Annotated in this window: 7 protein-coding genes and 1 pseudogene; 3 read left to right on the forward strand and 5 right to left on the reverse strand. The window is 62.2% G+C overall.

The genetic code is table 11. The features are described from left to right. Positions 1-51: 51 nt before the first annotated feature. Both G520_RS23940 and G520_RS22225 read right to left on the reverse strand, forming a co-directional pair. The gene (locus tag G520_RS23940) at positions 52-4,236 is read right to left on the reverse strand and encodes an ATP-binding protein (RefSeq protein ID WP_051229286.1); all 4,185 of its coding nucleotides are present in this window, start codon (positions 4,234-4,236) and stop codon (positions 52-54) included. 12 nt (positions 4,237-4,248) lie between these two features. Beyond that, complete coding sequence (locus G520_RS22225) at positions 4,249-4,995, reverse strand: response regulator (protein WP_051229287.1); 747 nt, start codon at positions 4,993-4,995, stop codon at positions 4,249-4,251. Between the two features lie 344 nt (positions 4,996-5,339). Between G520_RS22225 and G520_RS0108895 the strand changes: the two genes are divergently transcribed. Both G520_RS0108895 and G520_RS22230 read left to right on the forward strand, forming a co-directional pair. Next, entirely contained in the window at positions 5,340-6,068 is a 729-nt protein-coding gene (locus G520_RS0108895; RefSeq protein WP_028535342.1) for a pseudouridine synthase, read from the forward strand. 23 nt (positions 6,069-6,091) lie between these two features. Then, positions 6,092-7,105: a hypothetical protein gene (locus G520_RS22230; RefSeq protein ID WP_051229288.1), complete on the forward strand. Its 1,014-nt coding sequence runs from the start codon at positions 6,092-6,094 to the stop codon at positions 7,103-7,105. Positions 7,106-7,457: 352 nt separating this feature from the next. Here the strand turns inward: G520_RS22230 and G520_RS22235 are convergent, their stop codons facing one another. The 3 genes from G520_RS22235 to G520_RS0108915 form a co-directional block, all read right to left on the reverse strand. Further along, positions 7,458-8,765 (reverse strand): DEAD/DEAH box helicase, encoded by a 1,308-nt coding sequence (locus G520_RS22235; RefSeq protein ID WP_211222794.1) that lies wholly within the window; start codon positions 8,763-8,765, stop codon positions 7,458-7,460. 369 nt (positions 8,766-9,134) lie between these two features. Then, positions 9,135-9,932 carry a response regulator gene (locus G520_RS0108910; RefSeq protein ID WP_028535343.1) on the reverse strand — a complete coding sequence of 266 codons (798 nt, stop codon included), beginning with the start codon at positions 9,930-9,932 and terminating at the stop codon, positions 9,135-9,137. Positions 9,933-10,051: 119 nt separating this feature from the next. Continuing rightward, complete coding sequence (locus G520_RS0108915) at positions 10,052-11,053, reverse strand: class 1 fructose-bisphosphatase (protein WP_028535344.1); 1,002 nt, start codon at positions 11,051-11,053, stop codon at positions 10,052-10,054. A 522-nt stretch (positions 11,054-11,575) separates the two neighbouring features. On the opposite strand from G520_RS0108915, the pseudogene G520_RS0108920 reads away from it, so the two are divergent. After that, a pseudogene (locus G520_RS0108920) lies at positions 11,576-12,225 on the forward strand (bifunctional aconitate hydratase 2/2-methylisocitrate dehydratase); the annotation flags it as partial.

Consider the following 12,225-nt stretch of genomic DNA (forward strand, 5'->3'; position numbering starts at 1 on the left):
TCACCGCGCCGCTTTCTGCGACGCGGTGGCGGGCATGGAAAGCGGGGCCGGTCAGGTCCCGCTTTCGCGTGCAAACCAGGCTTCCAGCGCCTCGCGCTGCCCTGTCAGTGTCTCCCATGCCTGACTCTGGTCCGCCCCGCTAGCGGCCAGAGCCTCCATCGCGCGCGCGCTGTCTGCGAGCGCATTGGCGCCGATCATCGCGGCAGCGCCCTTGATGCGGTGGCAGAACCATTTGACTGCGGCATGATCGCCCCGGTCGTAGGCCAGCCGCAGCCCGCTCATGTCTTCATCGTCGCTGTCCATGAATTCGGCGATGATGGCATTTTCCACCTCACGGTTGCCCTGGCTGTAAATCGAGAGCGCCTCGCGATCCAGCGGCGCCGTCGTGGCAACGGGTTCGGCTACCGGCCCGGCCATCGCCGGTTCCAGCGCGCCGAGGCTTAACCACTTGCGCAGGCAGGCTTCCAGTTCGGCGATGCGTATCGGCTTGGTCAGGACTTCGTCCACGCCGGCCTGGGCCGCCTCTTCTGTTTCCTCTCGTGCCGCATTGGCGGTGTAGGCGATGATGGGCGATCGCCGTGGCGGATCCTGCTGTGCTTCGAGCGCGCGGATGGCCCGCGCCAACTGATGGCCGTCCATCTCCGGCATGTGGAAGTCTGTCAACAGCAGCGAGTAGGAGCCGGCCAGCCACATGTCGAGGGCCTGGCGTCCATTTTCCGCGACCTCGCACGGGATGCCTATGCGCTCAAGTTGCATGATCGTCAGCTTGCGGTTGGTCGGGTTGTCTTCGGCGAACAGGATGGGGGTCGCCAGCTGCGGCGCACGCGGCCCATCCTGAACGGCCATGTGGGTATGCGCGGCGGTGTCCTGTTCCGGTGCCGTGCCCAGCGTCAGGATCAGGCGCGCAGTCGTGCCCTGTCCGGGCTTGCTGCTGAGGTCGATGCTGCCATCCATCAACTCAGCCAGCCGCCGGCTGATGGCCAGGCCGAGGCCGGTGCCGCCAAAGCGGCGCGTGGTATCGGACTCGGCCTGGGTGAAGGGTTGGAACAGGCGGGTCAGGTTTTCGGCGCTGATCCCTATCCCGCTGTCGCTGCAGGTGAAGCACAGGATCTGCTCATCCTCCAGAGTCGCCATGACCTGGACCGACAGCCGGATATTCCCGCTGTCGGTGAATTTCAGTGCATTACTGATAAAATTCTGCAGTATCTGTCTCAAGCGCAAGGGGTCGACCCGGTGGCAGGGCGCGAGAGCGGGGTCGATGTCGATATCGAAGCCGAGCCCCTTGGCGGAGGCTTGATCCTGATACAGGCTGCGGACCTTTTCCATCAATGCGCCGAGCGGCGCAGTGGTGAGTATCAGGTCGAGCTTGCCGGCTTCGATCTTGGAAAAATCCAGAATGTCATCGATCAGGCGCAGCAGGCTGTATGCGGCTTCCTGGGCGGTGTGCAGGGTGTCTTTCTGTTCGTTGTCGAGGCGGCTGAGCGACAGCATTTCGAGCAAGCCCATGACCCCGTTCATCGGGGTGCGGATTTCGTGGCTGATCGACGCCAGGAACGCACTCTTGGCCTTGTTGGCGGCATCGGCCTGGTTTTTGGCGAGGAACAGCTCCTGCTCGCGCGCCTTCATCTCGGTGACGTCGGCGCGAAGACTGACGACGCCCAGCCCGGGGATGTGGCGGTCGCTGGCCTGCAGCCAGCGGTTGCCGAGTTTGAGCAGATAGGTGCTATGGTCGCTGCGGTGGCGCCGGATGCGCTCCGCTACCCAGCTCTCCTGATCTCCGAAGCCGGGGTCCATCTGCTCGCCGCCTTCGATCGATTTCAGCAGCAGCTGCCGGAACGACTGTCCGACCAGATCGGCCGGGGTGGTGTCGCCGAAGAACAGGTGGGCGTAGAGCTCGTTGCATTGCACCAGATGGTCGTTCTCGTCGAAAAAGGCGAAGGGCTGCGGCGTGGCTTCGATCGCGGCGACCATGCGCTGCCGCGACTCGGCGGCCTCGTCTCGTGCCTGGCGCAAGGCGATCTCGCCGAGTTTGCTCTGGGTGATATCGACGCAGGAGACCAGCGTGCCGCGCTCGGGCTGGTCGTGGTACAGGCGCCGGGTTTCGAACAGGACCCAGAGCGGCCTGCCGTTGATGGAAACGCAGGGCAGTTCGGTCACGGCCGACATGCCATCCGCGCTGACCCGATCGAGCTGTTCCGACAGGCGTTCCCAAGCGGCGTTGTCCTTCAGCAGCAAGGTCGGATGCAGACCGAGCAGGCCCTGGTCGGGCATGTCGAATTGCGCGCAGGCCGTCGGGTTGCAACGGACGATGATGTGTTTTCTATCCAGCAGCAAGAGGCCGGTCGGCGAAGCCGAGAACATGGCTTCCTGCTCGGCCAGGATATCGCGGACCTGTTGTTCCGATTTTTGGCGCAAGGTCTCGTTGATCACGAAACCGAGGATGCTGCCGTAGGCGCCGAGCAGCGGCTCCAGTATCGACTCCCTGCCTTCGATGGAGGGCGTCTTGAGGCAGACGATGCCGCTGATCGACTCCGAAGGCGTCACCGGCCACACGACCCAGCCATCGCGCGGCGACAAGGTCTCGAACAAGTGATCGAGCGGCAGCGTTCCTTCTTGCATTTTGTCCAGCGCCGACGTGGCCGCAGCATGCACGTGATAGCGGTCGCCGTCTTCGTGGTGCTCTACCTCGAGCAGCGCGCCCTCGGCGGCCGAGCAGTGGTAAAGCATGACCGACAGCAGATCGTAGAAGACGCCGGAAGCTTCCAGTGGATGAAACAGCCGCTCCTGGATATAGGTGATGGACAGGATGACTTCCTGGTGCTGGCGTTCGCGCAGTACGGCCCTATGGCGTTGGTCTTCGTCGCGGATCACCAGCAAGGTGCCTTCGCGCTTGCCGGGCAGGGCTACGCGGCTGGCCAGGGCGCGGGTCATGATACGGCTGCCGTCGCTGCGCAGTGCCTCGGTTTCGACCACGGCCGGCTCTTGAGGCAATGCGAAGTCCGGCAGCAGGGTTTCGAGCCGGCTGTGCCACAATGTCGTTTTGTCCATCAACCAAAGTCGCTCGGCTCCGGCATTGGCCAGATAGATGTGGCCGCTGGGCAGCACCAGAATGATCGCCTCCTGCGTTGCATCCTGAATCGCCTTGAGTAAATTCAGCGGCGCCAGCACTTTGCGCCGTAGCCAGAACAGCAGCACCAGGTTGAGGGCCAGCGCGAACGCGGCGAGTATCGCGTCGAGCAGAAGCTTGTAGCGGTACTCGATGCGTTTGGCATCGATCATCTGGTTCAGTGCCTGGTCGGCATGATTGAACAAGGCGAGAAAAGCCTCCTGGTTACGTACCGCATTCTCCAGGTAGTGGCGTTCGCTGTATGGCAGCTCACGCCCGTTGCGTAGCGCATCCAGTTGCTGGTCGCCGAGCCGGCGGACATCGATCAGGTGCCGGATCAGCAAGGCGCTCTGACGCAGAAACTCGGTGTCCTTGAGAAAGCGCGCCTCAAGCTGCAACTGTTCGAGCAGGTAGTCGACGCCGCTGCGGTCCTGAAGCAGTTTCTCTTCATCGGTGCTATTGAGCGGGCGGCGCGAGGCCGCGCGCAGCACCAGGGCGATGCCTTCGCCTTCGGCTGCCTCGCGTGCGCTCCACAGCATATAGTTGGCCTGGGCGAGGCGGGGGAGCGTCTCGCCATTGCCGCTGCTCTGCAATGCGCGGGTCAGCTCGTGCAGGGCCAGGTCGGCGGCGTCGAACAGACGTATGGTGGCCAGCGTCAGCAGAAACCGGTGGGTTTCGTCGCCGGGAACCGTATTGCTGCGCAGGGCGAGATCGCTGGCGGGGCGCAGACTTGTGAACTGCTTCCATTGTTCGGTCAGCGACTGGCTGACTTCGGGCGCTGGCCGATTCGAGCTGCCGTTCAGATGCATCAGGGCGAGCCGCATCAGACGATCGCCCTCCTGTCGGATGCCGGCGAGTTGTCCCTGATGGAGGGGAGTGCGCTGGGAGGGGCTCGCCAGCATGATTTGGGTCAGATTGCGTTCGCGCTCGGTGTAATCCGTGGCCAGTACCAGGTCGTGGCTGATACTGGCGTCGCGCAACAGGACGGTCGTGCTTTGGAAACCCTGCAAGGAACTCTGCACCGCCAGGGAAAAGGCCAGTAACTGGGCGAGACCGACCAGCGCCATGATGGCTATCAGGCTGCGGCCAATGGCCAGGGGGTGGGGGTCGCGTAGACTGGCGTTGTGCATCGGATCCTCCTGTCAGCCGTTGAGCAGACGACTCATGATGTGCAGTTCCCGGGGGCTGAGCGTAGCGATGGACAAGCAGTCGACACGGTAAAGTTCACGGAAGTCGCGCAGGACTTTCAGTTGCATGCTGCTGATGTGCAGGCCGCGCGGCAAGAGCACGACTCCGTCGGGGGTGACCAGATCCTGAGCCAGCAGCGATTCGGGCTTCGCCTCGTCCAGCGGCACGCTACAGGCGTTGCCGGCCAGAATCGCGTCGAGGTCGCGGCTTTGTTCCGGAAGCATCGATAGCCCGAAGAGGGTCGAGTCATAGTCGCTGCCGGTTGGGATGGGGATATAACTGAATGGATCGATCGAAGGCCGTTTGCGGGCGAAGGCGGCATCCAGGTTTTTCTCGATGTCCGCCGGTTTCGGCGGTTTGACAATAAAGCCGTCGACATGCAATTTGGCCGCCGTCATGATGTTGCTGCGATCGGGATGGGCGGACAGAAAAACGAAGGGCAGATTGGGCGGATTGCTGGTGCGGCCGCTGCGAACCGCCTTGAGCAGATCGAGGCCGTTGAGCGGTTGCATCTGGATATCGCAGAGCACGATATCGACTTGCCTTACCCCCATGATGTGCAATGCATTATTGCCATCGAAAGCTTGCTGGATGTTCTCCGAACGAAACCCCAGAGTCCGCACGGCCTGGCTGACCAGAGTCCTGACCAGGGTCTGATCGTCGACGACAAGAATGCGCATGCTGGAAAAATCTGCTGACATGCTATCGCTACCCACGGGCTGAGAATGACAAACGTTTATAGATGTTAATTCAAATATTGTTTTTGATGGTTTTTATTCGATATTCCGAATCATAGTCCAGCTTTCCCGCTACGGCGAGAAGGGGTGACGGCATGGTCGCCGACCTCGTAATCCCCTACAATGCGAAGTGTCGTTCGTCGGCTGAGCAGTGTGATCGATGCATACCAGCGACGCGCCGCGTTTTTTCTGATCCGCGGGCCTGACAAGGCCCGCGGGTCATCAAATCAACCGGCGGCTCCCGGGCCCGGATCAGGATGCATTGCCTGCCGATCGGACGGGGGCCGTTTTTTTATTCAGGAATTGGCATGGAACCGGTACGCCTCTCCAAACGTCTGGCCGAGCTTGGAATTTGCTCGCGCCGCGAGGCCGATAGCTATATTGAGCAGGGCTGGGTCAAAATCGATGGCGAAGTGGCTATCCTCGGCGTCAAGGTTTTGCCGCATCAAAAAATAGAGGTCGACCGCCGGGCGCGCGATGCGCAGTCCGCCCGCGTCACTATTTTGCTCAACAAGCCGGTCGGCTATGTGTCCGGTCAGGCCGAAAAGGGGTATTTGCCGGCGGTGACGCTGATCACGGGCAGCAGCCGCTGGGTGGAGGATCGCAGTCCCCAGCGTTTCAATCCCTCGCAGCTGAAGGGCCTGGCCCCGGCGGGGCGCCTCGATATCGATTCGGTCGGCTTGCTGGTCTTGACCCAGGACGGGCGGATCGCCAAACAGTTGATCGGAGAGAATGCGCAGACCGAGAAGGAGTACCTGGTGCGCGTAAGCGGCGAGATTGCGCCGAACGGGCTGGCCCTGCTCAATCACGGGCTCTCGCTGGACGGCGAGGTCTTGCGTCCGGCCGAGGTCTGCTGGCAAAACGACGATCAGCTGCGCTTTGTCCTGCGCCAGGGGAAGAAGCGCCAGATCCGGCGCATGTGCGAGCTGGTCGGTCTGCGGGTGACCGGTTTGAAGCGGGTGCGCATCGGCAAGATCATGCTTGGACACTTGCCGCCCGGACAATGGCGCTATCTGCGCGCGGACGAGTCGTTTTAAATCGCTGTTTTACGGATGGGGCAATGATGTTCGGCAATCTCTTGCGGCATTTCGGCGAATCCTCTCCCAGCGCCCGGCAGTCGAAGGCGCTGGCCCAGCAGGCGATCGAGCAACTGGTGGACAAGATCGATCCGCGCCTGCGCCTGGTTCCTGTCTATCAGAAGGCGCTGCTGCCCGCGGTCAAGCTCAGCCTCGACTATATCAAGTCCCTGCCCGGGGCAATGCAAAATCCGCTCGATTTGTCGCTGAGCGCATTTCGTCAGGATAGCCGGCTCGGTTTGTTTTTTGCTTCGCCTGGAAGCTTGCTGGCCCTGTTGCGCGGTAGTCCCGAATTGCAGGAGTATTTCGCCTCCCCGTCCAGCAGCGATACGGTGTTTGCGCTGCTGCTGATGAAACGCAGCGAGACGCAGCGCTTCGGGATCGCCGACGAAAATGGAACGCTGCGCGGCGATGTGGCGCAGACCGTGGTCAGTTTCGACAACCACAAGCTGGTATTTCCGTCGCTATCGCTGGAGGCCCTGCTCGGTACGTCGAGCGAGCGCAGCATGGATGTGCTGGGCGATGTGATTGCGCGACGCCTGCAGCTGCTGGAAATGACCCGGCTGAGCCTGGATGTCGAACTCACGCGCATCGAACTCAAACTCTCCTGTCTGACGACACCCGGTACGGTTCTGATCGACGCGATGGAGGCTGATGGCCCGGTGTTGCCGGACAGTCGCGGGGAACTGGAGGCCCGTCGCGCCGAAGTGAAGATGTGCTTGTCGGAATTGCGGCCGCTCGCGACGCCTGACGGCCTGCTCGCCGCGTTGGTCGACATGCTCAACCGCCCGGCCGACTTTGTCCGCATGTCCTTGTCCACGCTCTATCTCAGTCGTTTCGGCATCAAGCTGAACGAAGCGGCGGGCGAAGCGGCCACCGAATTGTGCTTCGAGGAGGTCGAGCTGGGCGCCGGCGTGGTGGAGCATCGGGCGGTGGTGCCGGTGCGCACATCGCGTCAGGCGCTGGCGGAGCTCGAGCAGGCTTTCGGCGAGCCCTGAGGGGCGGTCTGTACTGCAATCATTCGCATCGTTGTCTGGCCGGTGTCGCCCGTCGCGGTGGTGCCGTGGCGGCCTCCGGTTCTGCGCAGCGGCGAACCGGCCGCGTATTTCTGCTTCCGCACGTTCCTGTTTCTCTCTTCCCCTGTCGTGCACGGTAGTGGCGGGCTTGTCCGAAGCGGTTTGCCGTTCGTGCCCGGACGACGGGTCGGTCTGGGCGTGCAGTACCCGGCTGGGCGAGGGCGGGCATGATCACGATAGTGGAGGCGTGCTCGTTGCCCGAGCGCCGCGGCTGAAAAACAAAACCCCCGGCCAGGAGGCCGGGGGTCGGGAAGGTGCGTGCTATTCGCTGCGATCAGCGGTCGCGGCTGCCCTGATGGCTGCCTTGCGGGCGCGGACCACTGCTGCTGCGCTTGGCGTAGCTGCTGCCATTGCCCGGCTTGCCGTTGCGACCGGCGTAGGACCCGCTGCGGCGTTGACCGTCCGGCTTGCCGCGCGAGGAGCCGCCCTTGGGCGGACGACGGGTCGGTTCCATGCCTTCGATCACGCCCTCGACGATCTGACGCTTCAGATATTGCTCGATGCGGCGGACGCGGTGGTATTCCTTGGTCTCGGCCAGGGTGATGGCGACGCCGTCACGACCGGCGCGGCCGGTACGGCCGATACGGTGCACGTAGTCTTCAGCCTGCTTGGGCAAGTCGTAGTTGATCACGTGGGTGATCGTCGGTACGTCGATGCCACGGGCGGCGACATCGGTCGCGACCAGAACGCGGATGCGGCCGCGGCGCAGGTCGTTCAGGGTCCGGTTGCGCCAGTTTTGCGGCATATCGCCATGCAGGCAGGCGGCAGAGTAGCCGAGATCCGACAATTTGTCGGCCAGCTCTTCCGAGCCGACTTTGGTCGCGGTGAAGATCACGGCTTGGTCGAAACCGGCTTCCTTCAGAATATGGTCGAGCAGGCGTTCCTTGTGGCGACTGTCATCGGCGTAAAGCAGATGTTCTTCGATATTGCCGCCGCTTTCGGCGCGGGCGATTTCGATGCGCTGCGGATCGCGGGTCAGCTTCTGGGCGAGTCGGCCGATATTGCCGTCCAGCGTGGCGGAGAACAATACGGTCTGGCGCGATTCCGGGGTTGCGCGGACGATGGTTTCGATGTCTTCGATGAAGCCCATGTCCAGCATGCGGTCGGCTTCGTCCAGAACCAGCATTTCCAGGCGCGAGAAGTCGATACGCCCCTGGCGCATATGATCCATCAGGCGGCCCGGGGTCGCGACCATGATATCGATCGGACGCGACATCGCACGGACCTGATAACCGAAGGAGGCGCCGCCGACCAGGCAGACCGTGCGCAACCAGCGCAGGTTGACGCCATATTCGGTCGCATTCTTTTCGACCTGCTGCGCAAGCTCACGGGTCGGGGTCAGAACCAGAATGCGGGGGCCCATGCCCTTGCCCGTCGACTTCTGAGCCAGCTTCACCATGCCGGGCAGCAGGAAGGCGGCGGTCTTGCCGCTACCGGTCTGTGCCGAAACCAGCAGATCGCGCCCGGCCAGTGCGGCGGGGATGGCTTGTGCCTGTACGTCGGTCGGGGTGGTGAAACCGGATTGGTCGAGAGCGGAGGTCAGTTCGGGCGTGAGGCCCAGTTCGGAAAACAGCATTAATATCCTTTCGTGCCGGTGGCGTTCGGCGATTCACTTGGCCTGGGGTGTAGGCGGTGGTTGCGCAGCCTGACTAATGGCTGCATGACTCATCGGCACCAACCAGGCAAGCGGCGAACAGCGGTCCGGACGAAAGTCATTCCGTGGACGAAGCCTGATAAAGAGGTTAGGGACGCGATGAAACTAAGAGTTTGCCCGGGCTGAGGTTGTTTCCATGCCGGGTAAATCGTAAAAGGGCAATACTACGCTAATAAAGGCACATTGGCAACAGGTTTTGCCAATGTGCCTTTATAAGTATTTGTTTTACAAGTCGGCGGCAGACTTGCGGCGTTAAGGCATTCCGATACGGCATGCGAAAACCGTATCGGAGCGGGGTCAGCGGTGAGTCACGAAACGATGAACCAGCTGCCGTACCTGGGCCGTTCCGAAAGGCTTGTTGCAAATGGCCGAGACGCCCGCAGACTGGACCGCGGCAAGACGTCCTTCGTTATCCTCGCTCGAAACCATCAGGATGGGAACCGAGCTTTGCATGCTGCGTGTGCGGATGTGCTCAACCAGCGCCTGGCCATCCATTTGCGGCATATTGTAGTCGGTGATCACCAGGTCGAACAGGTGCTGCTCGAGCAGCGGCATCGCCTCCAGCCCGTTGCGCGCTTCGGATATTTTTTCGAACCCCAGTTTCTCCAGCATGCTGCGGATATGGCGGCGCGCGGTCAAGCTGTCGTCGACGATCAGCACCATCAATTCGGCAAAGTCGTCGTGCTCGTCGCTCTGTTCGAGCTCTGTGTTGAGAAAATCGAGTGTGTTGTCGAGCGCGCTTTTCAATTGTCCGGTCGAGAAGGGCTTGGGCAAGATGGCCATCGTCCCGGCCTGGCGCACCGGATCGAGATAGTAGGGATTGGTCTCGCTCGACAGCAGCACGAAGGGCAGCGCCGTGGTGCGCGGGTCGTCGCGCAGCATGTAGACGAGTTCAGTGCCGGTCAGGTCGGGCAGGTACAGGGCGCTGATGACGAGATCGGGGGTTTCTTTCTCGAGCGAGAACAGAAATTCGTTGCCTGAACCGTAAGCCCGGACCTGGTCGATGCCGAGTTCGGCGAGTGCCTGGCGGACGATGACCGATTGGACGTGCGATGGTTCGATCAATGCGACGATCAGGTGCTGCATTTCCAGCATAGGGATCTCCGGGGGCATCCATCACGATACAGCAGCCTAGCCGAGCACGGGCGTTTCCGATATGACAATTGTCATCCGCGGCCCGCAAACGGCGGGTTGAAACCCGCCGTTTGCGGGGTTTATTCCGCGTGGTAGCCGGTGACGCGCTCTACCTCTTCGCGTGAGCCGAGGAAGACGGCCACGCGCTCATGCAGCTTGCCCGGCTGGATGTCGAGGATGCGGCGGTGGCCGTCGGTCGCCAGGCCGCCGGCCTGCTCGACGATGAAGGCCATCGGGTTGCCTTCGTACATCAGGCGCAGCTTGCCCGGTTTTTCCGGATCGCGCGCATCCTTCGGGTACATGAAGATGCCGCCGCGGGTCAGGATGCGGTGCACTTCGGCCACCATCGAGGCCACCCAGCGCATATTGAAGTCGCGGCCGCGCGGGCCGGTGCTGCCGGCCAGAAGTTCGTCCACATAGCGCTTGACCGGGGCTTCCCAGTGCCTTGCATTCGACATGTTGATCGCAAACTCGCCAGTGCTTTCCGGAATGCGCATATTCGGGGTGGTCAGCACGAAAGCGCCTTGCTCGCGGTCCAGCGTGAAGCCGAATACCCCATTGCCGAAAGTCAGTATCAGCTGGGTCTGCGGTCCGTATAGCGCGTAGCCGGCGGCGACTTGCCTGGTGCCCGGCTGCAGGAAGTCGGCCTCGGTCGGATTCACGGTGCCGGGGGGGCAGCGCAGTACGGAGAAGATGGTGCCGACCGAGATGTTGACGTCGATGTTGGACGAACCATCCAGCGGGTCGAACATCAACAGGTAATCCCCCTTCGGATACTCGCCGGGGATGTGATAGGGAAGCTCCATCTCTTCCGATGCCATCGCCGCCAGACTGCCGCCCCACTCATTGGCGTCGAGCAGGTAGTCGTTGGCGATGACATCCATTTTTTTCTGGGCTTCGCCCTGGATGTTGCCGGTGCCGGCTTCGCCGAGAACGCCGGCCAGCGCGCCCTGGTTGACGGCATGGTTGATCGCCTTGCAGGCGCGGCCGATGGTTTCGATCAGCAGGCGGAGCTCGGGGGGCAGCGTGCCGCCCTGGCGTTGCTGTTCGATCAGAAAACGAGAAAGCGTAATGCGACTCATAAGGTCCTCGCGACAGTCAAGACCGCTCGCTCCGATAGTGGGCGGGCACGTCATCCCGATTATATCCCATGGGCCGGGCCCATGGGCACCGCTACTTGCGCTGCGCCGCCAAAAACATAAATCGGTGCGATAGGTGCGGCGCAGGACGAATTATCCTTGTTCCGGGCTAATCGGGCAGCGGCAGGGTTGTTCTTCACTTCCGCTTGTCATCAAAGTAGAATGAATCAACAGGGAAGCGGGGTCCGCGGTTGCAGCCGCGGGGCAATCAGAAAAAATCAACGCCGCCGCTTCAGCCTGTTCCGTGCCCCGTCCTCTCGGGGGGCGGTGGCGGTTTCCGCCCGGGATCAACCATTCAACGCAGGGGATCCCCTGAAAAAAACGGCTGGACGAAACACGCGGCGCACCAATTGTTTGCCGCTGCCAAAGCGTGTTATAGGTAACAGGATGCCGTTTTGCCGCCTCCGCTTACGCAAGACAGCGAGGTTTTCAGGTGTGCCCGCACAAAAGAGAGAGGATGAAGCCGTGTTACTAGCCTACCGTCAGCATGTCGCCGAGCGTGCCGCTCAAGGTATTCCCCCTTTGCCCCTCACCGCTGCCCAGACCGGGCAACTGGTTGAATTGCTCAAGGCACCGCCGGCCGGCGAGGAGGCATTTCTGCTCGAACTGATCACGCATCGCGTGCCGCCGGGCGTGGACGACGCCGCTCGCGTCAAGGCCTCTTTTCTGGCTGCCGTCGCCGATGGCAGCGCCGTCTCTCCGCTCTTGCCGCGCGTCAAGGCGGTGGAACTGCTGGGGACCATGCACGGCGGTTTCAATATCAAGCCGCTGATCGACATGCTCGACGACGCGGCGGTGGCACCCGCGGCAGCCCGCGCCTTGAAGACGACGCTGCTGATGTTCGACGCTTTTCATGACGTCGAAGAAAAAATGCGCGCCGGCAATGCGTACGCGCGCGAAGTCATCGAATCCTGGGCGGCGGCGGAGTGGTTCACCAGCCGTCCCGCCCTTGCCGAAAAAATCACGGCCAGCGTGTTCAAGGTCAACGGCGAGACCAATACCGACGATCTGTCGCCGGCGCCCGACGCGTGGAGCCGTCCCGATATTCCGCTGCATGCGCTGGCGATGCTGAAGAATGCGCGCGAAGGGATCGTGCCCGATGCGCCCGGCAGCGT

The sequence above is a fragment of the Paludibacterium yongneupense DSM 18731 genome (genome assembly GCF_000422925.1).
GTDB classification, from domain to species: domain Bacteria; phylum Pseudomonadota; class Gammaproteobacteria; order Burkholderiales; family Chromobacteriaceae; genus Paludibacterium; species Paludibacterium yongneupense.

Coding starts and splice junctions, on each gene's coding strand:
- G520_RS22225 (WP_051229287.1), bottom strand. CDS start 4,995: ATGTCAGCAGATTTTTCCAGCATGCGCATTCTTGTCGTCGACGATCAG.
- G520_RS0108895 (WP_028535342.1), top strand. CDS start 5,340: ATGGAACCGGTACGCCTCTCCAAACGTCTGGCCGAGCTTGGAATTTGC.
- G520_RS22230 (WP_051229288.1), top strand. CDS start 6,092: ATGATGTTCGGCAATCTCTTGCGGCATTTCGGCGAATCCTCTCCCAGC.
- G520_RS0108910 (WP_028535343.1), bottom strand. CDS start 9,932: ATGCTGGAAATGCAGCACCTGATCGTCGCATTGATCGAACCATCGCAC.
- G520_RS0108915 (WP_028535344.1), bottom strand. CDS start 11,053: ATGAGTCGCATTACGCTTTCTCGTTTTCTGATCGAACAGCAACGCCAG.
- G520_RS23940 (WP_051229286.1), bottom strand. CDS start 4,236: ATGCACAACGCCAGTCTACGCGACCCCCACCCCCTGGCCATTGGCCGC.